At 60.4% G+C, this 26,965-nt stretch carries 20 protein-coding genes; 7 read left to right on the top strand and 13 right to left on the bottom strand.

Annotated features, from left to right (window positions below; all coding sequences use genetic code 11):
- Nucleotides 1-277: 277 nt before the first annotated feature.
- Nucleotides 278-1,123 (bottom strand): SDR family oxidoreductase, encoded by an 846-nt coding sequence (locus LCM4573_RS14420; RefSeq protein WP_071007076.1) that lies wholly within the window; start codon nt 1,121-1,123, stop codon nt 278-280.
- A gap of 158 nt (nt 1,124-1,281) precedes the next feature.
- Here LCM4573_RS14420 and LCM4573_RS14425 point away from each other — a divergent pair, with 158 nt between their 5' ends.
- Nucleotides 1,282-2,238, top strand: coding sequence for an AraC family transcriptional regulator (locus tag LCM4573_RS14425; RefSeq protein ID WP_071007077.1), 957 nt, complete (start codon nt 1,282-1,284; stop codon nt 2,236-2,238).
- A gap of 472 nt (nt 2,239-2,710) precedes the next feature.
- Here LCM4573_RS14425 and LCM4573_RS28095 read toward each other — a convergent pair whose 3' ends face one another.
- The gene (locus tag LCM4573_RS28095; protein ID WP_157895510.1) at nt 2,711-2,851 is read right to left on the bottom strand and encodes a hypothetical protein; all 141 of its coding nucleotides are present in this window, start codon (nt 2,849-2,851) and stop codon (nt 2,711-2,713) included.
- 261 nt (nt 2,852-3,112) lie between these two features.
- Here LCM4573_RS28095 and LCM4573_RS14435 point away from each other — a divergent pair, with 261 nt between their 5' ends.
- Nucleotides 3,113-3,820 carry a FadR/GntR family transcriptional regulator gene (locus LCM4573_RS14435; RefSeq protein ID WP_071007081.1) on the top strand — a complete coding sequence of 236 codons (708 nt, stop codon included), beginning with the start codon at nt 3,113-3,115 and terminating at the stop codon, nt 3,818-3,820.
- A gap of 36 nt (nt 3,821-3,856) precedes the next feature.
- Here LCM4573_RS14435 and LCM4573_RS14440 read toward each other — a convergent pair whose 3' ends face one another.
- Nucleotides 3,857-5,266, bottom strand: a complete 1,410-nt coding sequence (locus LCM4573_RS14440) for an aspartate ammonia-lyase (RefSeq protein ID WP_071007082.1) — start codon at nt 5,264-5,266, stop codon at nt 3,857-3,859.
- A gap of 270 nt (nt 5,267-5,536) precedes the next feature.
- On the opposite strand from LCM4573_RS14440, the gene LCM4573_RS14445 reads away from it, so the two are divergent.
- Together LCM4573_RS14445 and LCM4573_RS14450 are read left to right on the top strand one after the other, a co-directional pair.
- Nucleotides 5,537-7,006 (top strand): amino acid permease, encoded by a 1,470-nt coding sequence (locus LCM4573_RS14445; protein WP_071007084.1) that lies wholly within the window; start codon nt 5,537-5,539, stop codon nt 7,004-7,006.
- 19 nt (nt 7,007-7,025) lie between these two features.
- Nucleotides 7,026-7,958, top strand: coding sequence for an asparaginase (locus LCM4573_RS14450; RefSeq protein WP_071007180.1), 933 nt, complete (start codon nt 7,026-7,028; stop codon nt 7,956-7,958).
- 70 nt (nt 7,959-8,028) lie between these two features.
- On the opposite strand, the gene LCM4573_RS14455 is transcribed toward LCM4573_RS14450, so the two are convergent.
- Nucleotides 8,029-8,532: a hypothetical protein gene (locus LCM4573_RS14455; protein ID WP_131818965.1), complete on the bottom strand. Its 504-nt coding sequence runs from the start codon at nt 8,530-8,532 to the stop codon at nt 8,029-8,031.
- A gap of 450 nt (nt 8,533-8,982) precedes the next feature.
- Nucleotides 8,983-9,960 carry a chemotaxis protein CheB gene (locus tag LCM4573_RS14460; RefSeq protein ID WP_071007087.1) on the bottom strand — a complete coding sequence of 326 codons (978 nt, stop codon included), beginning with the start codon at nt 9,958-9,960 and terminating at the stop codon, nt 8,983-8,985.
- A 195-nt stretch (nt 9,961-10,155) separates the two neighbouring features.
- On the opposite strand from LCM4573_RS14460, the gene LCM4573_RS14465 reads away from it, so the two are divergent.
- Nucleotides 10,156-13,659, top strand: a complete 3,504-nt coding sequence (locus tag LCM4573_RS14465; protein ID WP_071007089.1) for a chemotaxis protein CheB — start codon at nt 10,156-10,158, stop codon at nt 13,657-13,659.
- Nucleotides 13,643-14,026 carry a response regulator gene (locus LCM4573_RS14470; protein WP_071007091.1) on the top strand — a complete coding sequence of 128 codons (384 nt, stop codon included), beginning with the start codon at nt 13,643-13,645 and terminating at the stop codon, nt 14,024-14,026. The genes LCM4573_RS14465 and LCM4573_RS14470 overlap by 17 nt, the downstream gene beginning before the upstream one ends.
- Before the next feature lie 189 nt (nt 14,027-14,215).
- Here LCM4573_RS14470 and LCM4573_RS14475 read toward each other — a convergent pair whose 3' ends face one another.
- Nucleotides 14,216-15,139: a hydrogen peroxide-inducible genes activator gene (locus LCM4573_RS14475; protein WP_071007093.1), complete on the bottom strand. Its 924-nt coding sequence runs from the start codon at nt 15,137-15,139 to the stop codon at nt 14,216-14,218.
- A 173-nt stretch (nt 15,140-15,312) separates the two neighbouring features.
- Between LCM4573_RS14475 and katG the strand changes: the two genes are divergently transcribed.
- Entirely contained in the window at nt 15,313-17,487 is a 2,175-nt protein-coding gene (katG, locus tag LCM4573_RS14480; protein WP_071007095.1) for a catalase/peroxidase HPI, read from the top strand.
- Between the two features lie 564 nt (nt 17,488-18,051).
- Here the strand turns inward: katG and LCM4573_RS14485 are convergent.
- The 7 genes from LCM4573_RS14485 to LCM4573_RS14515 form a co-directional block, all read right to left on the bottom strand.
- On the bottom strand, nt 18,052-19,134 hold the full coding sequence (locus LCM4573_RS14485; protein ID WP_071007096.1) for an ABC transporter ATP-binding protein: 1,083 nt from the start codon (nt 19,132-19,134) through the stop codon (nt 18,052-18,054).
- A gap of 9 nt (nt 19,135-19,143) precedes the next feature.
- Entirely contained in the window at nt 19,144-21,066 is a 1,923-nt protein-coding gene (locus LCM4573_RS14490) for a glycoside hydrolase family 127 protein (RefSeq protein ID WP_071007097.1), read from the bottom strand.
- Nucleotides 21,067-21,080: 14 nt separating this feature from the next.
- On the bottom strand, nt 21,081-21,944 hold the full coding sequence (locus tag LCM4573_RS14495) for a carbohydrate ABC transporter permease (protein ID WP_071007098.1): 864 nt from the start codon (nt 21,942-21,944) through the stop codon (nt 21,081-21,083).
- Entirely contained in the window at nt 21,941-22,855 is a 915-nt protein-coding gene (locus LCM4573_RS14500; RefSeq protein WP_116285518.1) for a carbohydrate ABC transporter permease, read from the bottom strand. Before LCM4573_RS14500 ends, LCM4573_RS14495 begins: the two co-directional genes overlap by 4 nt.
- A 99-nt stretch (nt 22,856-22,954) precedes the next feature.
- Nucleotides 22,955-24,190 carry a sugar ABC transporter substrate-binding protein gene (locus LCM4573_RS14505; protein WP_071007100.1) on the bottom strand — a complete coding sequence of 412 codons (1,236 nt, stop codon included), beginning with the start codon at nt 24,188-24,190 and terminating at the stop codon, nt 22,955-22,957.
- Nucleotides 24,191-24,272: 82 nt separating this feature from the next.
- Complete coding sequence (locus LCM4573_RS14510; protein ID WP_244505318.1) at nt 24,273-25,268, bottom strand: LacI family DNA-binding transcriptional regulator; 996 nt, start codon at nt 25,266-25,268, stop codon at nt 24,273-24,275.
- A 198-nt stretch (nt 25,269-25,466) separates the two neighbouring features.
- Nucleotides 25,467-26,849 carry an MFS transporter gene (locus LCM4573_RS14515; protein ID WP_071007101.1) on the bottom strand — a complete coding sequence of 461 codons (1,383 nt, stop codon included), beginning with the start codon at nt 26,847-26,849 and terminating at the stop codon, nt 25,467-25,469.
- Nucleotides 26,850-26,965: the final 116 nt, after the last annotated feature.

The following is a 26,965-nucleotide window of genomic DNA, read 5'->3' on the forward strand; positions in this document are numbered from 1 at the left end:
GCCACGCTGGCGAACTCACCCTGCCCTGCTCGGCGCTCGCGAGTTGCTATTGGCGGCTCTGCGTTTCGCCGCGCCAACGAGGCTTCAAAAGCGCGCCGGATGATGGCACTATTCGGATGGCTTGCGCTTCGGAGCTACGTGCACACAAGATCCGGCGGGATGATTCATTTTGATCGGTTGAAACTTCATGTCCGCTGACGACCTGGCGGCTGAGGTGGCGGTCAATTGCCGACCGCCGCCGAACAATGATGAGCTCCACCCTACCCCGAAGGCCAGGTCAGACGACGGCGCCGTTCGAGAAAACCGTCTGTCCGCTGATCCAGGCGCCGTCGCCGCTGCAGAGCGCTGCGATCGTGTCAGCGATGTCGGAGGGCTCGCCGAGGCGGCCCATCGGGGTGCGATCGATGAAGTCCTGGATTTGCTGGTCGGTCTTTCCGTCCGTGAACAGGGTGGTGTTGACCAGCCCCGGCGCGACCGCGTTAACGGCAACTTTCCGTACGCCCAGTTCCTTTGCCAGGACGCTCGCATACATCTCCTGGACCGCCTTGGACGCCGCATAGGGACCATAGGTCGGAGACCGAAGCTGGACGATGCTCGAAGAAAGCGTGATGATGCGCCCGCCGTCGCGCACGCGACGCGACGCTTCGCGCAGCACGTTGAAACTGCCTTTAGCGTTGACGGCGAACATCCTGTCGAAGTGCTCATCCGTCATGTCGTGGAACGGCGCCAGACGCATGATGCCGGCATTGCTCACCACCGCGTCGACGCCGCCGAAGGCGCGGTCGTTCTCATCGAACAGGCGCCGAACCGCGGCGGGATCGCTGACGTCGGCCTGCACCCAGATCGCGCGTCCGCCGGCGGCTTCGATCTCGCGAGCGACGCTTGCGGCGAGGTCGCGGTTGACCACGCAATTGACAGTAACCGCGTAGCCGTCCCGCGCAAGACGTTTGGCGGTCGCCGCGCCAATGCCCCTGGAAGAGCCCGTCACCAGCGCGACCTTGCCGTTCGACGTCTGCGCCGGCCGGGTGGTTTGAGCACTGGCCGTGCCCATCGCCATCGCGGCGGGAACCAGAGCCGCCGCCGTCAGAACAGCCCGCCGTGGTACATCGTTTCGTTCAGTCATCGGTGTCCCTTTCCTGCTCGATAAAACTGTAGGGACATGCATACGGCCTGGATGGATCAGGAACTTGCCAAGCTATGCGTAAAACTTGCCCAATCCTGCAGCTTGGATGATTTCCGTGCGCGGCTGCGCTATATTCGACCGGATTGCTGGAGAGCCCCATGGAGACACTCAAAGAGGCCGTACGGACCTATGCTGCTGCCCACGCAAACGCTGATGGGCTTGCACTGACCGCCGTTCCCGGCCTGCGGATGATGTATATCGAGGCGCCGCGCGGCGATCTCCATTCCATCTACCGGCCGCTGGTATGCCTGGTTCTGCAGGGAGCCAAGCTCATGATGGTGGGTCGGGAGCAACGAACCTTCTCGGCTGGGCAGTCGGTGATTGTGAGCGCCGATATGCCAGTCGTCGGGCGTATCGTTGAGGCCAGTCGGAGCGAGCCCTATCTCGCCGTTGCTGTCGAGCTTCAGCTGACAGTCCTTGGCGAACTTACCGCCCAGCTGGGCGGTGTCCGGCCCCTACGCCCGTCCCGGTCACGCACTCTCTTTGCCGAGGACACCAACGCCGCCGTTCTGGACTGTGCATTGCGCCTGATGCGGCTGCTGGATCGGCCCGAAGCGACGCCGCTTCTCTACGACGGAATCATGCGGGAGCTGCATTATTGGCTTCTGTCGGGGCAGCACGGCGAAGCGCTGCGGGCGCTTGCCGATCCGACCAGCTATGCAAGCCGCCTTGGCGCTGCCATCGCGGTCCTGAGGCAGGATTATCGATCGAGGATTCGAGTTGAGGAACTCGCGGCGGCAGCGGGGATGAGCCTCACGGCCTTTCATAAGCACTTCAAGCACATGATATCGATCAGCCCCGGTCAGTATCAAAAGCGGTTGCGCCTGATCGAAGCACGCCGGCTCATGCTGGAGCAAGGCTTTACGGCTAGTAGCGCCGCATTTGAGGTAGGCTATGAGAGCGTCTCGCAGTTCACCCGCGAATATGCTCGCCTGTTCAAAACGCCTCCGAAACGTGACGTGCTACGCGTGCGAAACGCGTCGCGCTCGACCGAAGCAGTCCTTCCACTTCCCGCCGCCCAATCGATCGCTCCTTGGACCAGCGCCGCTGACTGATGGCATGTCCATGTTGTTCGTGCCCGAAAGCATCACGCGAGGGGGCCAGTCACAGGGCTATCCCAGCACGCCCTCAGGAGCGAAACGATGGCGACAGGCGTTTCCTCCGATCCACTCCGGCGGAGGCCCGTTATTCGGCGTATCACGACGAACCCGACATCAATGCCCTTAGGCGGAAACTTCCGGCATGCGCGTACAGCCGATGGTGTCCTACGCCGCAGCGGCCGGAATGATCGCGAAGCGAACAGCATTGGGCTCATCCCCTGTAGTGACGAACCAACAGGTTCAATTCGCGAGGTCTTTTGATAAGGCATATGGTCAAAACCCCACTGACCTCATCCGCAGGCCCGAGCATCATGTTGATGGATCATCTACATAGGCTCCGCTGTTGGAATGACACCCGATAAGTCGTCCTGAACGTCGTCAGCGTCCTGGTCAGCGGGAATGCGCATACTGTGGACGATATTGGCGATTAGGTCGGTGGGGCGGCATCGCTTTGCGGGTTGTCGGGCTGCTCCAGAGGCTTCACGCGAGTGATACCGCAAAAGCCCTTCGCCATGACAGCGATCATAACAACAAAACCGAAACTCATCAGAAGGTTGTAGAAGGTCATAGGACATCTTCCGCGCTTGCTTTCTTGAGCATACATGAATTCGGCCGAATGCGCGAGAACCAGAACCAACAGCGCTTCTCAAGTCAGACAAGCTAGACACCTGCGATCGTGCGTTTGGATTATAGCATTCCACAGGCCTTTCCTCGCGAGCAGGTCGCCTCCGGTCGACGCCGGTCTTGTCAGGCGTTCGTGGTGGTCTCAAAGCTGTGTTAAGCTGCCGGACTGTTTGACAAATCCACGCGGGGGTGAAAAGCTTGGAGCATGGGTGTTGTGACTGATTGGTTATCCGATACGAGTCCGATCAGTCGGAAGAACGCGGCGGAGGTCATCTTCGAGGACATCCGCTCGGCCATCACTTCGGGGCGGTTGGCAATCGGCACCCGATTGCCCTCGGAAGCCCAGCTGGCCGTCCGATATGGCGTAAGCCGACCCATCGTGCGAGAGGCGCTGCGATCGCTCCAGACGCTCGGGCTCACCCAGACGCGCACAGGCAGCGGCACCTATATTCTCACGGCTTCTCCGAGCCCCGATCTCAACTACGGCAGCTATTCCGCCCGCGATCTTATAGAGGCACGTCCCTTCATCGAGGGGCCGGCCGCTGGATGGGCCGCCTTGCGGCGTAGCGAACAGCAATTGGCGACACTGCTCGCCTTCTGCGACCAGATGGATAGGCAGACCGATCCGCACGAATGGGTGCTTCTGGATTCCGGGTTTCATAGCGCGATTGCCGAAGCCTCGGGAAATACCGTCTTCGCCAAGATCGTCGCTGACACTCGGGACGCGTTGATGCAGCAGTCCGAGCTGGTCAACCTAATGGCGGGGCGGCGCGTTGCATCCAACAGGGAGCATCGCCAGATCGTCGATGCGATCCGGGAGGGCTCGGAAGAACGCGCACGCGATGCCATGGAGGCCCATCTTGGCGAGGTCAAGCAAGTCGTGACGACGATCATCGGCAAGGATCAGGCGTAGAGGCGCCAGGAGCGGCTCGCCGCCGAGCCGCGCCAGTCATGCTTCGGCGCTAAGACTTGAAACCGGCAGGTTTGCCAGATGCTGGGGCTTGAGGGCCTGCTCCAGCTGCACCGCGGTCAGGTGCCCCTGTTCCAGCACCACCTGCGGGACCGTGCGGCCGCTGGCGAGTGCCTCCTGTGCGACCTTGGTTGCCGCATAGTAGCCGATGAGCGGATTGAGCGCGGTCGCCAGGCCGATGGATTCCTCCACCCGCCGCGCCATGATCGCCGGGTTTGCGGTGATGCCGTCGACGCAGCGCTCCGCCAGGATGCGGCAGGCAGCGCTCAGATGGCTGATGCTTTCGCAGAGCGAGCGTACGATGATCGGCTCGAAGGCGTTAAGCTGCAACTGGCCTGCCTCGGCCGCCATGGTGATGGTCATATCATTGCCGATGACAGAGAAAGCCACCTGATTGACCATTTCGGGTATAACCGGATTGACCTTGCCGGGCATGATACTCGATCCGGCCTGAACGGCGGGCAGATTGATCTCTCCGATCCCCGCCCGCGGACCCGAGGAAAGCAGGCGAAGGTCGTTGCAGGTCTTCGAAAGTTTGACGGCGACACGCTTCAGCACGCCGGAAAGATGGACGAACGCGCCGGGATCCTGCGTCGCCTCGATGAGATCGCTCGCCGTCACCAGCGGCCGTCCCGTCAGCCGCGAAAGATGCGTGCAGGCAAGTACGGCGTAACCTGACGGCGCGTTCAGACCTGTGCCTATGGCGGTCGCGCCGAGATTGATCTCGTGCAGGAGTTTGGCGGATTCCAGAAGACGTGCCTTATCCTCCCCAAGCATGACAGCGAAGGTGCGGAATTCCTGACCGAGCGTCATCGGAACTGCGTCCTGAAGCTGTGTGCGGCCCACCTTAAGCATCCCGTCGAATTCTTTTGCCTTGCGCTCGAATGCCGCCTGCAGGAATTCCATCGACGCGGAAAGCCCATCGATCGCCTCGATCAGCGCGACATTGACGGCCGTCGGGTAGGCGTCGTTGGTCGACTGGCTCAGATTCACGTGGTCATTCGGGTGAAGGTGCGCATAATCGCCCTTGGGGTTGCCAAGYAGCTCCAGCGCACGATTGGCGATCACCTCGTTCGCGTTCATGTTCGTCGAGGTGCCCGCCCCACCTTGGATGACGTCCACGACGAACTGATCGTGCAGCGCTCCGTCCTGGATTTCGCGGCAGGCCCGGACGATGGCGTCGAGCCGCGCGTCATCCAGAAGACCCAGCTCGTGATTGGCGAGAGCCGCCGCTTCCTTGACGAAGGCGAGACCGCGAACGAGATGCGGGAAGCGCCCGATAGGCGTGCCCGTGACCTGGAAATTCTCCACCGCCCGTGCGGTATGAATTCCCCAGTAAACTTCCGCCGGAATTTCCTTTGCTCCCAGCAGATCATATTCGACACGCATCTCCACCACATTTCCTCCTGGACTCGTTGCGRCATTATCTGTAAAGCTGTTTGACAGGTTTTCGCGGTCACCGCAAGGAGGAACAGGGTGGCTGGCTTGACGATCAAGTGCAGATATGCGTTAAGACTGCTCTTTAAAATCTGTCAAACAGCTTTACAGACATCGATACCCATCCAGCGATCCGCCGATGTCAATGTCCTGCGGAGAAGTGCCGCTCGAAGGCCTTGAACTGCACAGAATCGACCGAAAACGCGCTCACAGGGAGGAGCCATGTCAACGGAAGCCATTAAAGCCACCGCGGCCGACCGCGAAGTGTTCATTGAAGAGGACAGCGGGTATCACAAGGCTTTGAAACCCCGCCAAATCCAGATGATCGCCATCGGAGGAGCAATCGGAACCGGTCTCTTTCTCGGTGCGGGCGGGCGCCTGGCGCAGGCAGGCCCTGCGCTCATTCTCGTCTACGCGCTCTGCGGCTTCTTTGCATTCCTGGTTTTGCGCGCGCTCGGCGAACTGATCATGCACCGGCCGAGCTCGGGCTCTTTCGTCTCCTATGCGCGCGAGTTCTACGGAGAGAAGATGGCCTTCGTCACCGGCTGGATGTACTGGCTGAACTGGGCGATGACCTCCGTGGCGGACGTGACAGCCRTTGCCCTCTACATGAACTTCTTCAAGCATTACGTGCCGTGGCTTGCCGGCATTGATCAGTGGATGTTCGCCCTCGTCGCGCTCATGATCGTGCTTGCGATGAACCTATTGTCGGTCAAGGTCTTCGGTGAGCTGGAATTCTGGTTCAGCCTCATCAAGGTGCTTGCCCTCGCGGCTTTCCTGGTGGTGGGCATTTATTTCGTCGTCTCCGGCACCCCGATCGACGGCCATGCCGCAGGCTTCAGCCTGATCACCGACAATGGAGGGCTTTTCCCGAACGGGATATTGCCGGCATTCGTGATTATCCAAGGCGTGGTTTTCGCCTATGCCTCGATCGAACTGATCGGCACGACCGCCGGTGAGACCGAGGACCCGCGCAAGGTCATGCCCCGCGCGATCCGTACGGTCGTTGTCCGCCTGCTGGTCTTCTACGTCGGCTCGGTCCTGCTGCTTTCACTGCTTTTGCCCTACACCGCCTATAAGGCCGGCGAGAGCCCGTTCGTTACGTTCTTCGGGACGATCGGCGTCGAAGGCGCCGACATCATCATGAACCTGGTGGTGCTGACGGCCGTCCTATCCTCGTTGAATGCGGGCCTTTATTCCACCGGGCGCATCCTGCATTCCATGGCCGTCTCCGGCTCGGCGCCGGCGGCTCTCGCCAAGATGAATAAGGCTGGCGTGCCTTATGGCGGCATCGCGGTGACCGCCGTCGTTACGGTGATCGGCGTGGCGCTGAACGCCATCGTCCCCTCGGCCGCCTTCGAGATCGCGCTCAACCTCTCGGCGCTCGGCATCATTTGCGCCTGGGGCGTCATCGTGCTCTGCCAGCTCAAGCTCTGGCACCTGTCGCGGCAGGGAAGGCTTGCTCGTCCAGATTTCCGGATGTTCGGCGCGCCCTATACCGGCATCCTGACGCTGGTCTTCCTCTTCGGCGTGCTGGTGCTGATGGCGTTCGACTATCCTGTGGGAACCTGGACGATCGCATCGCTTGCGCTGATCGCGCCGGCGCTTGCCATCGGCTGGTATCTCCTGCGCGACCGCATCAATCGCCTTGCCGCAGAACGCAATCTAGCGACCGGCATTGCAGGTGAGTGAGGGGCCGGTGGACAACGGCATGACGACGAAGCCGTTGGTGGCGGTGATCGCCACCGGCGGCACCATTGCCAGCAAGCACGGCGCAAGCGGCGCGAGCATTCCCACACTTACCGGTGAGGATCTCTTGGCACTCCTTCCGCAGGCCGATGCACGTCTGCGTCCAATCGAGCTGATGTCGAAGGATTCCGCCAGCCTGACATTGTCGGACATGCAGCGCATCAGCGATGCCGTAAAAGCGGAACTCAACGATCCCGACGTGGGAGGCATCGTCATTCTGCACGGGACCGACGCGATGGAAGAGACTGCCCTGCTCGTTCATCTGCAGCTGATGAGGCGAAAACCGGTGATATTCACCGGGGCGCAATTCACGGCGGATCACCCCGATGCGGACGGCCCCACAAATCTTGCCGCTGCCATCCGGCTCGCCGCCGATCCCGCCAATGCGCAACGGGGCGTGCTCGTAGCCTTCGGTGGCCGGACGTTGCCGGCATGGGGGCTCTTCAAGCATAGCAGCGACGAGGCGGACGCTTTCCGTTCTGCCCGCACACTGCCTCGTATCGAGCATCCGCGCCTACCGGCACCCGTAGACGGTATCCGCGTCGATATTGTCGCGATCTATCCCGGCTGCGATGCCACCCATATCAGGGCAAGTGTTGACGCAGGCGCGTGCGGAATCGTGCTGGCGGCGCTCGGCTCGGGAAACACCAATCCCGACATAGTCGACGCCGTCAGGGATTGCACGGCGCGAGGTGTTTCCGTCGTCGTCTCCAGCCGCGTTCCGGTCGGGGTTCTGAAACCCAGCTACGGCGGCGGTGGCGGCGGGCACGATCTCGCCAAAGCCGGAGCGATTCATTCCCATGTGCTGCGCCCCGCTCAAGCGCGGATACTTTTGTCCAGTTTGATTGCAAGCCAGAGCTCGGCTGAATCGATTGTACACGCCTTCAGCGATTAACCCGCGCATTCACGAATGCACCAAGGGGAAAGGGTTAACAGTTGAGCGATGTGCCTTCCTGAAGAAGAAGTCACTGCCCTATGAGCTGCATCTCTAGGACCTCCAAGACCTTCACAGCGTTGTTCCTGGCTGCCTCTGTGCTCTTTGCAGAGGACTGGATTATCAGCCTGTCGCCACCCTTCACTGCGAAAATGTTCACCCCTGATTGGCCGCCACCAAGGTTTCGGAGGGTGATCTGCCTGGCGATGGCTGTTCCGGCGTCGATCTCCTCGATCTTGCAAATCCCGTTCGCACAGATGTTCTCGAGTTCGGCGATGTAGGCTTCGTCAGTCCGGTTCGCCTTGCCGATCTCGTCTGTTTGTCGATCGACAGTCACCGAAACGATTTCGTCTTCATCCGCCCCGCAGCAGGAGATGCTCATATTAGCAGGGGTCGCCCAATGGTATGCCTGCTTGTCAAATTTGGCTGCGACGGTTTTCTCCATCGTCGTGAGATCATGAGTTTCAAATCCCTCGGCGAATGCTGAGGCGCTGGACGATGCAAGCATCATCCCGACAACAGCTACGAATTCCATCAGTCGCATAGTACCTCCATTCGCGTTTGGTCTGCTCTCCACCACTATGCCGCCCTACCCTATTGTAAAAATCCGGGATGATGTAGCAAATGCCACATCCAGTGACGCGAAGAGCGGGGCCGTTGCTCTCAGTAGAAGCAGCTATGCGCCCCCTTGCCGCCGTTGAGGCAGGCTGRGCTTCCACCCTGAAGCCGACGTTGCCACTCGAGGCTTCGGCACGACGCTCACCTTATCCACACAGCCACGTCCGTGTCTGCATCGTTCAAATCCTTGATGGCAAAGGTTCTCGTGAAGCGGATATCTCGCTGCGGAGCACCCTCCCGGAGACAACTTGAGCAGATCAAGTGACAATCGGGCCATCACGCCGTTCACCGGCAACGTGCAGCCTCCGCATAAGACGGCAACGCTGGCCTCGTGGTATTGATTTCCTTGGTGGCAGCGGTGTCAACGCTACGGCGCGGTGATGGCCTTACGCAGGATGTCGGCATAGGCTCGGCTTTCGTTCAATCGTTTCTCGTAGGACGCGGCAGCCGCACCTCTGCCGGACATTCGAGCCTCGTCGGCCATCTTCTCGGTGAGCACGATCCGCTCTTCGATGATCCTCAGCGCCACGCGCACCGCCTCGTCCACGGCGCCTTCCTGCTCGCTCGCAAGTGCTTCAGCGGTGTAGGCATGCCCGACCTGACACCGGAACCGCAGGGGCGATCCTCGTCTCACCTGTGACAGGACTCCCCCGCATGCCGGGCATGAGAGCGCGACAGGATCAGAAAACTGCGCCATGATCTCGGTGTCTGCTTGCCTTCCCAGGGCGATGGCGACCTCGCTCCTGATATCTTCGGGAATCTCGACGGTTGGGCCTGCCTCTTCGCTGGAAAGCTTCACCAGAAGCTCTGCCATGTCAGAAAGCGGCGCCCGATAATCGATATCGCTGGCTTGAAGCGCACCCAAGGGCATGTCTGGCGCGAGCGCATCCGCCGGAGTTTGAACCACTGTAACTCCTCCGCACCGTTTGACATCGGCGAGCCCGGCTGCGCCGTCGTTGAGCATCCCCGTCAGGACGACCGCAATCGCACGGGGTCCAAAAGAGACGCCGACGGATCGGAAGAGCGGATCTAGCGCCGGGCGGGCCATATTCTCACGGGGCCCGCGGCCCAGCCTCACGTGATCATTCACTACAAGAAGGTGGTGGTCGGCGGGAGCGACATAAGCATGACCGGGTTGGAGAACCTCCCCATCCACCGCCGTCTTGATGGAAATAGACGAATGCGCGTCAAAAATTTCAGCCAGCAGATTGTTGCCCTGTGCGCCGACATGGATCACGATGAACATCGTTGCGGCAAGGTCGCGCGGCAATGCCTGGCAGAGCTGCTTAACAGCGTCGACCGCCCCTAAGGATCCTCCCACTGCAATGATATCACGGCGGCTCATGCGCTCTCCTTCACGACCCAACGCGCATGCCAGGCTTTTGTTCTATGCGATGTTATCGGTCAGCGATGGAGTGACGATGGCAAATCCAATCTATAAAAGGGTTCTCGACTGGGACGGAACCAAAATCTCGAATATGAATTCCTAATGGTTGCTGCCTTTTTTAGGCCATATTCCGCTTGAGTGGGGAGATAGATCATGGCATCGGATTCCGATGCGCCGATCGTGGGGATCGGAGCTTCAGCCGGCGGGGTCAAGGCGCTTCAGAGCTTTTTTGAAGCGTTGCCAGACGAACCGAATGCGGCTTTTGTCGTCGTCGTTCATCTTGATCCGGAGTTCAGGAGCCAGCTCGCAGAGATCCTGGCCAGTCGGACGACGATGCCGGTGGAGCAAGTCGAYGAGACTGCAAAGCTTGAGAGCAACCATGTCTATGTCATCGCGCCGAACAGTCGGCTTGTCATAGCCAATCATACGATTTCGGCCGTCCCCTTCGACGAACCCCGCTTCCACCGTGCTCCGATCGATCTTTTTTTTCGGTCGCTTGCCGAGCAACATACCGATGGCCTCGCTTACGGTGTCATCCTCACAGGAGCCGGAGCCGACGGCGCGAATGGCGTCAAGGCTATCAAGGAGGCGGGCGGCATCGTCCTCGTGCAGGACCCGAACGAGGCGGAATATCCATCGATGCCAAGGAACGCGATCGCAGCCGAAGTCGCGGACTTCGTGCTTCCGATCCGGGACTTGGCGCAGCAACTCAACGAGCTTCTGAGAGAGGACAACAGAGGATCGCCTTCTCCAGCACGGGATACAGACGAGGAGATGCTCCGGCGGATATTGGGGCACCTTCGTGTCAGGATTGGTCATGATTTTTCGCTATATAAGCGCGCGACGATTTTGCGCCGCATCRCAAGGCGCATGCAGGTTACAAGAAAGGACAGTCTCGGAGATTACTATGCCTACTTGCGCGAAAATGCCGAAGAGGCTCAATCTCTCTTCACGGACTTCCTGATCTCCGTCACCACGTTCTTTCGCGATCCGCACGCCTTCAATCTTCTCGCGCAGGACGTCATTCCTCAGCTCTTCGAAGGCAAGGAGGCCGCAGGAAACATCCGGGTCTGGGTGCCTGGCTGTGCCACGGGTGAGGAAGCCTACACGCTGGGAATCCTTCTCCTGGAAGAAGCGGCGCGCCGTGATCTAAGGCCGGAAATCCAGGTCTTCGGCTCCGATCTGGACGCCGGAGCTCTGTCAGTCGCTCGAGAAGGCCGGTTTCCGGCAACCATCGAGGCGGACGTCACCGAGGAACGGCTTCGTCGGTTCTTTCAGCGCGAAGGAGAGCATTATCGTGTTCGAAGGGAGCTTCGCGACATCGTGCTGTTTGCGAACCACAGCCTTCTGYGCGATCCGCCATTTTCGCGCGTAGACATGATCTCGTGCCGCAATCTCCTTATCTATCTGGACCGGGAGCTGCAGCACCAGGTCTGCAACACCTTTCACTATGCCCTCAATCCTGGCGGCTTTCTTTTTCTGGGCGCGTCCGAAAGTGCCGACCAGCCCGCGGGACTGTTCAGAGCTGTCGATCGTGACGCTAGAATCTATCGTTCGACCGTCAATCCGGCGGAAAAACGAACCGCGCTCCCAATCCTGCTTGGTCCGCGRCAATTGCCGGAGAGAGGACCAGCCGTTCCTCGTCCATCCTCGCCGAATCTGAATATCGGAGATGCCGCATTACATCGGCAAATGCTGGAGAGGATCGCGCCGCCGAGCATGCTCGTTGACGAAAATCTTCGAGCTATTCATCTGTCGGAAAATGYCGGCCGATTTCTTCAACTTTCCGGAGGGCCGGTCAGCACGGAAGCGACCGAGATGGTTCGCGAAGAGCTTCGCTTCGATCTGAGGACAGCGCTTCATCGCGCTTTCGAACGCGGCGAAGCAACCCTCAGCATGCCGCTCCCGGTTCAGTTCAATGGTTCAAGACACCGTGTCTATCTGCAGGTAAAGCCGGTGCTCCAGGATAATGACCCGGCACGCTATGCGCTCGTGCTGTTCATCGAGGGAGAGGCTCTTGACGAGAGTACCCTCGAAGGTGGTGGCCGGTTTGATCGGGGAAGCGATGGAGAAACCGTCAAACAGCTCCAGGAGGAACTTCAGCTCGCACATAGCCGCCTTCGTGCAACGCGCGAAGAATCCGAAGCCGCGAACGAAGAGCTGCGCGCTGCGAACGAAGAGCTCCAGTCGATCAACGAGGAATATCGATCGACTTCTGAGGAGCTGGAGACGAGCAAGGAAGAACTCCAGTCCATCAACGAGGAGCTCCAGACCGTCAATAATGAGTTGAAGCTCAAGCTTGAGAGCATCTCGCGCGCCCACAGCGATCTGCAAAACCTGATGGCGGCGACGGATTTCGGCACCCTGTTCCTTGATCCTTCCCTGCGCATCAAGCGCTTCACACCACGCTTGATGGAATTGTTCAATATTACCGCAAGCGATGAAGGGCGCCCGATTACGGATTTCACGCACCAGCTCGAATATGATGGATTAGCCGACCACGCTCGCGCGGTTCTGAAAGATCTGGCGCCGGTCGAACACGAGGTCGAAAGCCGTAACGGCGGATGGTACCTCGTGCGTATCCGGCCATATCGTACCGTCGATGACAAGATCGATGGCGTCGTCGCGACCTTTGTGGATATCACCGAGCGCCGGCGCGCCGAGGATGCCCTGCGGGAAAGCGAGGAGCAGCTCAGACAGGAAATCCGTTTGGTCGAACTCTCACGTTCGCCGATTTTCGTCTGGGACTTCGACAACGGGATCATACAATGGAACCGGGGAAGCGAGGAACTCTATGGTTATTCGCGGCAGGAGGCGATCGGAAAGAAGAAGGAGGTTCTGCTCCACACGACGGTGCCGGGTGGGTCTTTCGATCAACTCCGACAGTCGCTTCTCCAACATAAGAGCTGGAGTGGCGAGGTCCTGCACCGAACAAAGGATGGGGGGGTTTTGACGGTCGAGAGCCAGATCGAACTGCTGACGATCGGCGAGCGGCGTCTGGTTTTGGAGAGCACGCGAGATGTGACGGACCGGAAAAAATGGGAGCGCCGCAGCAAGTTGTTGATCAGCGAGCTCAGTCACCGAGTGAGCAACACGCTGGCCGTGGTTCAATCGATAGCACGCCAGACGCTGCGAACAGCAGGTTCCGGAGACCGCTTCGTCGAATTATTCGAAGGCCGCCTCGACGCACTGGCGCGCGCGCATAWACTTCTGGTCGAAGCGCGCTGGGAGGGCGCCGAATTTGGCAGTCTCGCCCGTACTCAGCTTGCAGCCTATTTGACGGACGATCCGCAGCGTCTCCTCCTCGACGGTGATCCGGTCACATTGCCTCCCGATTTCGCGACCCCGTTTGGCCTTGTATTGCATGAGCTTGCAACGAATTCGGCCAAGTACGGCGCGCTCTCAGTTGGAACGGGACAGGTCTTACTGAGTTGGACACTCGACCACGACGACAATGGTGCCCGCCATTTCATGGTCAGCTGGCGGGAAACGGGTGGCCCACCGGTGATAAAGCCCGAACGGGTGGGTTTTGGAGGCTCCCTGATAGAACGGAGCCTGTCTGGGGCGACGGTCCATCGTGAATTTGCCCGCGAAGGGCTCACCTGCACAATCGAGCTGGCACTTCCGGAGCACGAGAACAATGAGGAACAATGCTGAGGACGTCCAGGCTCTGCAGGGGATGCGGGTTCTCGTAGTCGACGATGAGTTCCTGATCGCCATCGCGATTGAAGATGTGCTGAAGGACGCGGGAGCCGACATCGTCAGCGCCGTGACGCTGCCGGCCGCCTTGAAGATTGCCACCGAAGAACCATTGTCCGCCGCTTTATTGGATGTCCGCCTTGGTCGCGAAACCTCGGAAGAAGTTGCGGACACGCTGGCAGCACGTGCCATTCCGTTTGTCTTCTATAGCGGTCAGCCCTTGCCGGACAGCATGCGGGAGAAGCATCCCGGCGCGGAAGTACTCGTAAAACCGATCCGACATGACGCGTTTGTTCAAGCGATATTGCGGTGTGCAGGCGAATGATCCTGATTTGCCATCGGCCCCACCTTGGCCAGAGCCATGTCACGTGGGCGGTCACGGGGAACTCTACGGTGCCCCCGCAGAGGTCGCTCCCAAAATAGATCTCGATGTCCGCTTTTCGCCCGGTTGCCTTGGCAGCAGACGGTCTGCCGTCGGCCCCATTGCAGCCAAATCGGCTCGACTTTTTCCAGTTCAAGCGCGGAGAAGATCGTGCATTTCGCGTTGTTTGTGCAACCCGACCTCGCGAACGATATCAGTGATTTGAGCGAACTGCGACGCCAACGGGTTGGTCTTTCGCCAAACAATCCCGATAGTGCGGGATGGGCGCGGTTCACGCAGGCGAAACATGCAGACGTTGGAGGATCGGCTCTCTGCAGAGACCGCCATTTGYGGGATGAGTGTAACCCCGATGCCGGCACCGACCATCTGGACGAGAGTGGACAGCGAACTGCCCTCCATCAACTCACGCGGAGAAGGATCTGTGATATTGCAGACCGAAAGTGCCTGCTCCCTGAAACAGTGGCCTTCCTCCAACAGCAGCAGCTTCATCTCATGAAGCTTGTTGGCACTGGGCACCGGCTTGCCGGCGTCTTCCAAGGGCCGCACCAGGACGAACTCTTCGTCGAAGAGCGGCATTTCCGTCAAGGCACCCTCCGAAACGGGTAACGCGACGATCGCGAGGTCGAGCCGGGCTTCCAGCAGATTGCTGATCAGCTTGTGCGTGGTTGCCTCGCGCGGCCTGGGTTCCAGGCCGGGGTAGCRCTGGGTGAGCGCCTTGATGACGCCAGGAAGGAGATAAGGGGCAACCGTGGGAATGACACCGATGCGAAGCTCACCGGTAAGGGGGCCGTCTGCCGCACGGGCCAACTCCTCCAGTTCATCGACCGAGCGGAGGATTTCCCGAACCCTCTGTGCAAACTGCTCGCCAAGGCTCGTGAGGCGAATCTGCCGCCCTCCTCTTTCTACCAGGGGAGCACCGATCAGCTCTTCGAGATCCCTTATCTGTACGGACAAGGCCGGTTGGGAAACAGTACATGCCTCGGCCGCGCGTCCGAAATGCCCTAATCTCGCAAGGGCTTCGAAGTAGCGCAGGTGCTTTATGGTCACTCCAATCATAATCCTGTCATATCGGGGTTTTTAGAAGATACAATTGGAAATTATAGCAAGGGTCGATTATCGCAGTCGGGCAGCTGGTGAATCTCAACGGCTATCATCGCTTTGGAAGCGGGGAGCCTGCGAGCCAAGTTCAGCCGCGGCTTTCCATCTCGGGCAATCCATCGGAGAACAACATGGACGCAACAACGAAATCAGCCGGCAAGTGTCCGGTCATGCACGGCGGCAATACCGCCCTTGGCAAATCCGTCACGGAATGGTGGCCCAACGCGCTGAACCTCGACATTCTGCACCAGCATGACACCAAGACCAATCCGCTCGGCAAGACCTTCAATTACCGGGAAGAGCTCAAGAAGCTCGATGTGGAGGCCCTGAAGGCCGACCTGCGTGCTCTGATGACCGACAGCCAGGACTGGTGGCCGGCGGATTGGGGTAGCTATGTCGGCATGATGGCGCGCGTCACCTGGCATGCCGCGGGTTCCTATCGCACGTCCGACGGGCGTGGCGGTGCCAATACAGGCAACCAGCGTTTCGCTCCGCTCAATTCCTGGCCGGACAACGTCAATACCGACAAGGGCCGCCGCCTGCTGTGGCCGATCAAGAAGAAATACGGAAACAAGATTTCCTGGGCCGACCTGATCGCACTTGCAGGGACGATCGCCTATGAGGTTGCAGGCCTGAAGACGTTCGGCTTCGCCTTCGGTCGCGAGGACATCTGGCATCCGGAAAAGGACACCTATTGGGGCGACGAGAAGGAATGGCTGGCCCCTAGCGACGGCCGCTACGGAGACGTTGCCAAGCCGGACACGCTGGCAAACCCGCTTGCGGCGGTGCAGATGGGCCTCATCTACGTCAATCCCGAAGGCGTCAACGGCAAATCCGATCCGCTTGCGACTGCCGCGCAAATGCGCGAAACCTTCGCGCGCATGGGTATGAACGACGAGGAGACGGTGGCGCTGACCGCCGGCGGCCATACGATCGGCAAGACCCACGGGAACGGCAACCCTCTCGATCTCAGCCCCGACCCGGAGGCTGCCGGCCCGGAATTCCAAGGCTTGGGCTGGATGAACACGAAGGGCCGCGGCATCGGCCGCAACACCGTTGTTTCGGGTCTTGAAGGCGCCTGGACCTCGGAGCCGACCAAATGGGACAACGGCTTCTTCAAGATGCTGTTCGAGCACGACTGGCATCTGGTGAAGAGCCCGRCCGGCGCGACCCAGTGGGAGCCCGTTTCAATCACCGAACAGGATAAGCCGGTCGACGTGGAAGATCCTTCGATCCGCCATAACCCGATGATGACCGATGCGGACATGGCGCTGAAGGTAGACCCGATCTATCGCGAAATCTCGCTGCGTTTCATGAACGATTTCGAGGCATTCTCGGATGCCTTCGCCCGCGCCTGGTTCAAGCTCACTCACCGCGACATGGGCCCGAAGACGCGCTATTTTGGACCCGACGCGCCGAGCGAGGATCTTATCTGGCAGGATCCGGTTCCGGCTGGCCGCAACGACTACGACGTCAACGCCGTCAAGGCGAAGATCGCTGCTTCGGGTCTTTCAGCGTCCGACCTGGTCTCCACCGCTTGGGACAGTGCTCGCACCTATCGTGGTTCTGATTTCCGCGGTGGCGCAAACGGGGCGCGTATCCGTCTGGCTCCGCAGAAGGACTGGGAAGGCAATGAACCGGAACGTCTGGCCCGAGTTCTCTCGGTGCTCGAGCCGATTGCCGGCGAGTTCGGCGCCAGCCTTGCCGACGTGATCGTGCTGGCAGGCAACTACGGTGTGGAACAGGCAGCCAAGGCGGCCGGCTTCGACATCGAAGTACCCTTCGTTGCGGGTCGCGGCGACGCAGCCGCTGAGCAGACCGACGCCTCGAGCTTTGCGCCGCTGGAACCGCTCGCAGACGGTTTCCGCAACTGGCAGAAGAAGGACTACGTCGTCAGCCCCGAAGAACTGTTGCTCGACCGCGCTCAGCTCATGGGTCTGACCGCGCCGGAAATGACGGCACTGATCGGTGGCATGCGGGTGATCGGCACCAATCACGGTGGCACCTCGCAAGGCGTCTTTACCGATCGCGTCGGCGCACTGACGACCGATTTCTTCGTCACGCTGACGGACATGGCCTATTCCTGGGTTCCCGTCGGCAACAACCTTTACGAAATCCGTGACCGCAAGACCGGCGCGAGCAGGTTCACTGCTACGCGCGTCGACCTCGTCTTCGGCTCGAACTCCATCCTGCGGGCCTACGCGGAAGTTTATGCTCAGGACGACAACAAGGAGAAGTTCGTCAGGGATTTCGTCGCCGCGTGGACCAAGGTCATGAACGCGGATCGTTTCGACCTCACCGCATAAGGTCGCTTCGAAATACCATCATTAATGATCCACCCTGGCAGCCGGGGTGGATCACGGTTCGTAGACACGTATCAAGAACGATCACGGACGATTTTGGGGCTGCCCTCAGCCAGGCCGTCCTTCTTCTGGCCATCACGGTGGTTCGTCGGTGCCTTGCCGGCATTCTCCCGCGCATGTGCGTCGGGACCGGCAACGATAGTGCCCGGTTTGGTACTATCTCGGCCTTGGCCTCCTTTGCGATCGGGACGTCGAGCCTCCTGAGCCATGATGTGCAACCTCCTTTTTGAGCTAAAACCTTAACGGCGGATGCCTTTCCCTTGTTCCCCTGGCCGGTGAACAACGCGTCCAATTTTAAAGTGAAAACTCGTCCGATTCAATTTGAGACGTTGGGCGAACGGGCTGCCATGCGATAGTCTGCCCCAACCAGCTTAAGTCTTGACGGCCTGAAATCGCCGCAATCCGGTTCTCCCACAGCCTGTCACTCCGGTATGTGACGCGCTCGTGCCCCCAGGATTGTGTCTCCACGGGCCATCATCAGTGGCGGCGGCATCTCGAGGCAACAGATCACCTCATGCGCATGCCATTGTCATCGAATACAAAGCTCCGAGCGGCGGGGAAAACCAGCGTTATCCGATCGCCGCCAGCCGGTTGCTTATCGCCCCGGCTTTCGATAGTGACGCTTTGTCCTTCCGCCAAGCGGCAATAGACGTAACAGGTGCCGCCGAGATATTCGGTGAACTCCACGATTGCCGGCAGACCGTCCTCGCCGCTCACCGCGATCTCGATATGTTCAGGCCGGATGCCGAACTTCAGAGGCGCTCCTTCGGAGCGATCGTTCTGAAGCATCGGGGCCGGCAATAGCACCTCGCCTATCCGGATGCGGCCCTTGCTCCACACCCCATCCAGCAGGTTCATGCGCGGAGAACCGATGAAACCGGCGACAAAGGTGTTGGCCGGATCCTCGTATACCTGCCGCGGCGTGCCGACCTGCTCGATGCGGCCGTCACGCAAGATGACGATGCGATCGGCGAGCGTCATGGCTTCCGTCTGGTCATGGGTGACGTAAATCATCGTGTTGCCGAGGTCACGATGCAGACGGGCGATCTCGATGCGCATCGAGACGCGCAGTTCCGCGTCGAGATTGGACAGCGGCTCGTCGAAGAGAAAGACATCCGGTTTGCGCACGATGGCCCGGCCTATCGCCACGCGCTGCCGCTGGCCACCGGAAAGCTGTCCCGGCCGCCGGTCCAGCAGATGCTCGATCTTCAGGATCGAGGCCGCCTGGGCGACGCGGCGGTCGATTTCCGTCGCAGCGGTTCGCGACATTTTCAGGCCGAACGCCAGATTGTCACGAACGGTCATATGCGGATAGAGCGCATAGGACTGGAATACCATGGCGATGCCCCGATCCGAAGGATCAAGGTCGGTGACGTCGCGCCCCTTGATGGCGACCTCGCCATCGGTGACTTCCTCCAACCCTGCGATCATGCGCAGCAGCGTCGACTTCCCGCATCCGGACGGCCCGACGAAGACGACGAACTCGCCTTCGCCAATCGTCAGATCGACCCCGTGGATGACCGCAAGGCTGCCGTAGCTCTTGCGTACATCGCTCAAGGTCAGACTTGTGGGGCGTGCTAGGCTCGTCATTGCCCGGTCCTATTTCTCGGCCTGCAGCCAAACAAGCATGCTGCCCGGCTCGCGATTGTCCCAGAGATGGTAGGGCACAAGGCGTATCGAGGCAGGTTTGCGGTTTGCCGGAGCCATGCGGTAGAGCGCGTCGCCCCATGTGGACGTGTCTTCCCGTTCAGCCGCCAGATCGATCGCGATCGCCCCGTTCAGGGTAGGCATCACCTCCGTTTGCGCCTGCTGCAGGCTTTTGGGAACGACGATGGCATTCAGATCGCTGCCGTTGTCGACTTCCTCCGCGCAATAGACGAGCGGCCCGCGCATCAGCGCGACACGGCCGGCGTCCTGCCGGACCTTCGGATTGGCATATTGCGGCCGCAGCGAGAGGGGCAGGTACAAGGCCACCCTGTCGCCATCCACCCATTCGCGCTCGATGCGGGCGTAGCCCTCGACTGTAACCTTCGACAGGTCCAGCATTTCCCCGTTGACGCTGAGCGTCGCATCGTCCGCCCATTCCGGAATGCGCAGTGAAAGCGTAAACCGTACCGGCGCTGCGAGTTCGGCATTGATAGCGATGCTCCCCTCCCAGGGGTAATTGGTGCTCTGCTTCAGCGACACCTCCGCGCCGTTGGCAAGCTCGCACCGCAATGTGCTTTCGCCATAGAGATGCACGGCGATTTCGTCATCGGCCACCGCATACATATAAGAGCCGATCGACGTAACGAGCCGCGCGATGTTCGGCGGGCAACAAGGGCAATGGTGCCATTTCCAGCGATGATGCTTGCCGGTCGATTCCAGGGGATTGTCATAGAAGAAGGACTTGCCGTCGATGGACAGACCTGGCAGGGCGCCGTTGTAGAGCGCCTGCTCCATGACGTCGGCATAGCGCCGGTCCGGCCCACGGCCGAGCATCCGGTTCGCCCAGAAGACGAGCCCGACCGAAGCGCAGGTCTCCGCATAGGCCGTGTCGTTCGGCAAATCGTAATAGTCGGTGAAGCCCTCGTTGGAGGCTGCCGGGCCGATCCCGCCAGTGATGTACATCTGCTTGGTGACGACATCGTCCCAAAGCACGTCCAGCGCATCCGTCAGGCTGTCGTCCTTGTATTCGGTCGCGATATCCGCCATGCCTGAATAGAGGTACATTGCCCGCACAGCATGGCCCACGACCTTCGTCTGCTCGCGAACCGGAAGGTGCGCCTGGCCGTATTCGTAGGTTTTCTGGATGTAGTCCTTCGGATCGCGGCCGTCGCGTCGAGCCTCATCCGCGAAGAAGTGCGGCTCCCTTCCCCGTTCGTCGACGAAGAACTTCGACAGATCGAGATATTTCTTCTCGCCGGTCACGCGTGCAAGCTTGACCAACGCCAGCTCGATTTCCTCATGGCCGTCGTAGCCGGGGATCTGCTCCGGGCCATGGCCGAAGACCTCGATCATGTAATCGGCATAGCGGCACATGATATCGAGCAGCTTGCGCTTGCCCGTCGCCTGAAAATAGGCGACCGCCGCCTCGATCAGATGTCCGGCGCAGTAGAGTTCGTGATGGTCGCGCAGGTTCGTCCAGCGCCGGTCCGGCTGCACACGCTGGAACCAGGCATTCAAATAGCCATCCTTGTCCTGCAGCTTTTCATAAAGATCGATGATCGCGTCCGCGCGTGCTTCGAGCGCCGCGTTCGGTTTGCGGTAGAGGGAATAGGCGATCGTCTCGATCGATTTGCCGAGATCCGAATCCCAGAACATCTGTGTCGTGCCGCCCCAGTCCAGGATCGGGATGACGATGCCGGGGCTCGGCTGATCGACATCGATGGCACGGACCATGCCGGCTTCCACGCAGCGGTCCAGCAGCGCCTCGGCGGTGGAATCGCAGACGGCATCCTGCCAGGCGCCCCAAAATCCTCCGACCTGAACATTCGGCACGGCGACGGGACGAAACTGGCGGTCTTTGTGGTTCTTGCTCATAGGCTCACTTTCTTTCATTTCACCGCGCCGGCCATCAGACCGCGCATGTAGTAACGTTGCAGGAGAAGGAAGACGAAGAGGCAGGGAACGACCATCACCGTAACGCCGGCCTGCACGGCGCCCCAGTTGATGGCACCGAGTCGCCCGGCGCGCACCGCGGTCATCAGAACCGGAAGCGTATAGTTCTCGTTGCTGGACAACAGCACGAGCGCGGCCAGGAACTCGTTCCAGGCATTGAGGAAGGCGAAGATCGACACCGTCGCGACGCCTGGCATGACAAGCGGCATCAGCACGCGGACAAGCAGCTTCAGGTCACGCGCACCGTCGATCCGGGCGGCTTCCTCGATCTCCTTGGGCACCGCATCGAAAGCGTTGCGCATCATGAAGACCGAGAACGGCAATTGCAGCGTCACATAGATCAACATGAGCCCAAACAGGGAATTGTTGAGCCCGAGCTTCGCGAGAATGATGAAGAGCGGTGTCAGGATCGACTGGAACGGGATCATCAGCGTGGCGATAATCAGCACGAAGAGCACGTTCTTCAGCGGGAAGCGGTAGCGCGAGAAGCCATAGCCCGCGAGCACGCTGACCACTACAGTCAGAACGACAGTGCCCAGCGATACGATGAGCGAATTGACGGTATGCTGCCAGACGCCGGAACCGAACCCGTCGAGTGCCCGGTAAGCATCGATGCTGATGCCTGCGGTCGGCCATGGCGGCAGCGGCGGCTGCCCGTTTTCGCTGTTGGACCGGAAAGAGGCGAGGAAGCCGACAAGGAACGGCGCAAGAAAGAAGAAAGCGGTTCCGATACCGACACCGTGATAGGCGATGCGGTTCCAGAACGCCTTGCGGGCGCGGATCTCCCGACGGCTCGTCATGGGCGGTCTTCTCCCACCTTGAGCAGCCACAGCTGCACGACGCTGATGGCGACAAGGATGGCCAGAAGCGCGATGGAGAGCGCGGCGCCATAGCCGAGATTGAAGGACACGAAAGACTGGTTGAAAATATAATAGACCACCGAAATCATCCGGTTCTGCGGCCCGCCCGACGTCATGATGTAGAACTGGTCGAAGGCGAGGATGGAGCCGGTGATCGACAGGATCAGGGCAAGCGCCAGCGTGCGGCGCATCAGCGGCAGCGTCAGGTACCGGAAGCGCTGCCAGCGACGGGCGCYGTCGATACGCGCGGCCTCCGTCAGCTCGGYCGGGATCGCCTGCAGACCGGTCAGAAGAATGATCATGGTGAAGCCGGCGATCTTCCAGACCACCATGACGATGATCGTGAGGAAGGCCATGTCGAAGGTCGCAAGCAGGTTCACTCGGCCGGTTGTCAGGCCCAGCGCCTGGAACAATGGCGCGAAAAGCCCGCTGTCTACATTGGCGAGCCACACCCATAACAGCGAAGCCGAGGCAAGACCGACGACGACGGGCAGGAAGATAATGGTCCGATAGGCCGAGACGAACGGCCTCTGCTTCTCCACGAAAAAGGCGAGAGGAAAGGCAACCGCGAAAATCGCGATCGTGACCACCACGGTATAGTGCGCGGTGAAGCCGAGGGCGGTGAAGAAGCGCGCGTCCGTCAACATGCGGACGTAGTTTCCTAGCCCTATCCAGCGCGGCGCACCGAGAAGCGGCCAGCGGTGAAGGCTCATCCAGACCGTGAACAGGACGGGGATCACGAAGAACAGCGTGACCAGAGTCATGGCCGGCGCGATATAGATCAGGCCTGATAGACCCGATCTGCTTCGCCTGCGCCGTGCACGAGGCGGTCTGGATGCGACGGGGGGCATCGTCATTGTACGTCCGCTTTCGATTGGGGTGAGCCGGGAGGAGCCTAGTGGCTCTTCCCGGCGGTTCAGGCGCAAAGGCCATTCCCGCTCGGCGCGTTTTTATTGCGCCGCGTCGATGATCRACTGCATTTCCGACTGTGCATTCACGAAAGCACCATCGACATCATCACCGTAGATCGAGGCGTTGATGAAGGTCGCCCACGGGCCGTTCGCCGAATTGAWGAGATCGTTGAACTGCAGCGTATAGGGCGTCTTGGCGACGGAAACCGCCTTCATGGCGACGCCAAGGCGCGGATCGAGGCCGGCAAGCACCTCGTCGGCGATATCCGAACGCGTCGGCAGACTGCCGAACTTGGCCATGATCTTCTGACCCTCGACGGAATAGACGTATTCCAGGAAGGTCTTCACATTGTCGAGCCGCGCGGTCCCCTTGGTCACAACGAAATTATCGCCGCCGGCGAAGGATGACGGATTGCCGTCTACCCCGGGGATCAGCGTCACCCCGAAATCGATCTCGGGATGCTGCGTGACCAGCGTGCCGATAGCAAAGGCACCGAGGCTCTGCTGGCCGATCTTGCCATTGGTGATCGACAGGAAGTTGACGCCATTGTCACTGGCCGAACCGGCCGGAACCGTGTCCTTGGCAACGAGATTGCGATAGATGTCGACCGCCTTGCGCATTTGAGGCGTGTCGAGCGTGGCCGTCTTGCCGTCTGCCGACAGGATGTCGGCGCCAGCGCCCCAGACGAGCGGCGTGAAGGTGAAGATCATGYAGCCGCCGCAGCCGCCACCGGAGAAATAGAAGCCGTATGTATCACCGCCGAGCGCGCGGATCTTTTCCGCATTGGCGGTGATCTCCTCCCAGCTCGCCGGCGCCTTCTCCGGATCGAGCCCGGCTTGTCGGTAAAGATCCTTGTTCCAGGCGAAGATCGATGTCTCCACCGATAACGGCAGGCCGTAGATCCTGTCCTCATAGGTGCCAAGCTTCACATGAGCCGGCGCAAGTGAATTGAAATAGGGAAGCGACTTCGCCCAGTCCGTCATGTCCTCGAGCTGATCGGCCGCGGCAAAGGCGGGCGTATAGATCAAGTCGAGGGAGAGAGCGTCAGGCGCCTGGCCGCCGGCAATGGCGGTCGCATATTTCTGCACCAGTTCGGCAAAGGGCACTTCGGTCAGTTCGACCGTATCGCCGCCCTTGGCATTGTAGGCCTTGACCACTTCCTTGAAGGAATCCCCGATACCGGAGCGCACCCACATGGAAATCGTTTCCGCCGAGGCGGTGGACCACATCGCGACAGAAAACAGGCATGTCACGGACAACAGTTTCTTGAGCATGACTTTCCTCCTCTTGGGCCTCCTCATTTCGGCCCTCCTCATTTTCGGAGCGTCCACGACACTCCCCTCTCCTCACCTCAAGTCAGGCGCTCCCGCCTCCACAGGATTGCCGCACGACAAGCCGGCAAGGCAGCTTGCGCAGGCCCGGCTCGATGATCTTGCCCTCCGCAAGCGCCAGCACGGTGCGCCCCGCCTCCTTGCCGAGTTCCTTCAGGTTCATGTCGACCGAAGTCAGCGGCGGTCGCGCCTGATCGGCCATGATCTCCCAGTTATCGAAGCCGATGACGGAGACATCCTGCGGCACCCGAATGCCACGCTCGCGCAAGGCATCGATCACGCCGCGCGCGATCTGGTCGTTGCCGCAGAATATGCCGTCCGGCTTTTCTCCATCCCTCTCCCAGAGCTGGGCGACGGCCTCATGTCCCCAACGCTCCGCCCAGACACCGCAAAGCACCTCGGCACCAGCACCGGCATGTGCGCGGAAAGCCGTGGCGCGCTCACGCACGGAGGCAAAGTCCTGGGGGCCGGTGACATGCACCAACCTCCGCCGGCCGATGCCGAGTAGCCAATCGGTCGCAAGCCCCGCTCCTTGCGCGTCGTCCGAGGTCAAGGTGACGCTGTCCGGCGCGCCTTGTGTGAAAGCATAGACGACCGGAACCGGAAGCCCGGACAGATCAACGGGAAGTGAGCGATCGATGCGCTTGCCGGTGGCGATGATGCCGTCCACCTGCTTGTCCAGCATCGCGTCAACATGGATCTTGCCAAGAGCCGGATCGTCTTCGATCGCGCAGAGAAAGACCGAGACCCCCTTGTCCACCAGCGCCTCGGACACGCCGGCCATTACAGGCAGCGTGAAGCGGCCATAGGTGTCGTTCGTCAAAAGGCCGATCGTGAAGGAGCGATTGAAGAGCAGACCACGGGCGAGCGCATTCGGACGAAACCCGATATCCTCCGCCACCTGCTTTATCCGGGCGCGCGTCTCGGCCGCCATTCGACCATTGTCGTTCAGCGCCTTGGAGACGGTGGAAACACTGACGCCTGCTGCGCGAGCGACATCATGGATCGTTGCGCGTCCCACCCTGGTCCGTTGATTGCTCAGTTTGGCCTCCCGTCCAATTCGACATGAGAAAACCTTTGCGCAAATCAATTGTCAAGATGAGAAAAGCTTTTCTCAAAGAATCGAGGGAGACGGCACGCCCAGCCAAAGCGGCAAGGCGAGCGGCACTTGCCGCCCGCCCATGACGCAGGGATATTCTTGTTATTGGGACGCGGTACGTTAAGGCGACAGCTCCTCCAGGACCCGGCCTTTCGTTTCGACCGCAAAGAGAGCCGTGACCAAGGCGCCGATCAGCAGGATCGCCGCAAATGCGCCAAAGACATACTGAATGCCCATCGACGACATGACCCAGCCGACAGCGATCGGACCTGCAGAGGATCCGAGACGCAGCCAGGCGCTGCCCGTACCCGTGCCGATGGCGCGAAGGCGGGTCGGGTAGATCTCCGCCGAATAGAGGTAGAGTGAGAACGTTACGGTCTGGACGATGGCGTAGGCGAGCCCGGCGAGGATCAGGACCTGTGTTGCGGACGTCGCGCCCAGCAAGGCGAGGATCACAAGCGGGACAGGCGCGATCAGAAGGGCGCCCGTGTACCAGCGCTTGCGACCCACCTTGTCGATGAGCAGTGCGCAGATCACGGCCGCGATCACGCCGCCGACGGAGGTGACAAAGCCATAAAAGATGCTGGTTTCGAGCGGCAGGTTGAACGTCTGGCGATAAAGGGTCGGAAGCCAGGTGATCGTGCCATTGGCGACCATATAGGCGCAGAACCACATGGCCCAGATCGACAGCGTGCGCTTGAGGTAGATGCCCTGGAAAAGTTCGCGCCAGTCGGATTTGCGGCGAGCGGGAGCAGCCACGACTTTCGGCTCCGGCAGTTCCTTGCCGGCGGCACGGGCGCTGTTCTCCAACTTGGTGACGATGCGATCGGCTTCCTCATAGCGGCCGTTGGCAGCCAACCAGCGGGGTGATTCATGCAGGAACCAGCGCAAGGGGATCATAAGGATCGCAGGAATCAGGCCAACGACGAACATCGCCTTCCAGCCGTAGACCGGGACCATAAAATAGCCGATCAAGCCCGCACCGACCAGGCCGAGCAGGAACATGACCTCATATAGCAGGAAGAAGCGGCCGCGCCCCTTCGAGCCGATCAGCTCGTTGATATATGCGCTCGCGACCGGAACCTCGCCGCCGGTTCCAATGCCTTGAATGAAACGGAATGCCATCATCATGCCGGCGCCGGCTGCAAAGAGGCATGCGACGTCCATGCTGACGAATAGCAGGATCGTGAACAGCAGGACTTTGAGGCGGCCGAGCCTTTCGGCAAGCCAGCCGAAGCAGATCGCCCCGATCAACTGCCCGAGATAGCCCATCGACAGGATCATTCCCGTCTGTCCTGGGGTCAGACCCCACTCGCGGACAAGAACCGGCATGGCATAGGCGATGGCAATGACGGTGTAACCGTCGAAGAATGTCGCGGCGCCGACGATATTTCGGGCCCAAAAGACCTCACGGGTCACCGGCAGCCGTTCCAGGCGGGCGCTGATTTCAGCTTGTGGATCGATGACCGGCGACGGCACGGCCATCCGTTGTTCGATATTCATGTTTCCTCCCTTTGCCTGGCCCACTCTCCCGGCCTGGCGTCGAACCTACGCGTTGGACCTGCTAAACTTCGCAATTCTGCGGCGCATCGCCCCCTCGGATGCGGCCGCAATTCTCC

The organism is Rhizobium sp. LCM 4573 (genome assembly GCF_001854865.1).
Taxonomy (GTDB): domain Bacteria; phylum Pseudomonadota; class Alphaproteobacteria; order Rhizobiales; family Rhizobiaceae; genus Neorhizobium.

Bases quoted from the DNA above. Each gene is read 5' to 3' on its own strand.
- LCM4573_RS14420 (WP_071007076.1), bottom strand. From the start codon at position 1,123: ATGACTGAACGAAACGATGTACCACGGCGGGCTGTTCTGACGGCGGCG.
- LCM4573_RS14425 (WP_071007077.1), top strand. From the start codon at position 1,282: ATGGAGACACTCAAAGAGGCCGTACGGACCTATGCTGCTGCCCACGCA.
- LCM4573_RS28095 (WP_157895510.1), bottom strand. From the start codon at position 2,851: ATGACCTTCTACAACCTTCTGATGAGTTTCGGTTTTGTTGTTATGATC.
- LCM4573_RS14435 (WP_071007081.1), top strand. From the start codon at position 3,113: ATGGGTGTTGTGACTGATTGGTTATCCGATACGAGTCCGATCAGTCGG.
- LCM4573_RS14450 (WP_071007180.1), top strand. From the start codon at position 7,026: ATGACGACGAAGCCGTTGGTGGCGGTGATCGCCACCGGCGGCACCATT.
- LCM4573_RS14455 (WP_131818965.1), bottom strand. From the start codon at position 8,532: ATGGAATTCGTAGCTGTTGTCGGGATGATGCTTGCATCGTCCAGCGCC.
- LCM4573_RS14460 (WP_071007087.1), bottom strand. From the start codon at position 9,960: ATGAGCCGCCGTGATATCATTGCAGTGGGAGGATCCTTAGGGGCGGTC.
- LCM4573_RS14470 (WP_071007091.1), top strand. From the start codon at position 13,643: ATGAGGAACAATGCTGAGGACGTCCAGGCTCTGCAGGGGATGCGGGTT.
- LCM4573_RS14485 (WP_071007096.1), bottom strand. From the start codon at position 19,134: ATGACGAGCCTAGCACGCCCCACAAGTCTGACCTTGAGCGATGTACGC.
- LCM4573_RS14490 (WP_071007097.1), bottom strand. From the start codon at position 21,066: ATGAGCAAGAACCACAAAGACCGCCAGTTTCGTCCCGTCGCCGTGCCG.
- LCM4573_RS14495 (WP_071007098.1), bottom strand. From the start codon at position 21,944: ATGACGAGCCGTCGGGAGATCCGCGCCCGCAAGGCGTTCTGGAACCGC.
- LCM4573_RS14515 (WP_071007101.1), bottom strand. From the start codon at position 26,849: ATGAATATCGAACAACGGATGGCCGTGCCGTCGCCGGTCATCGATCCA.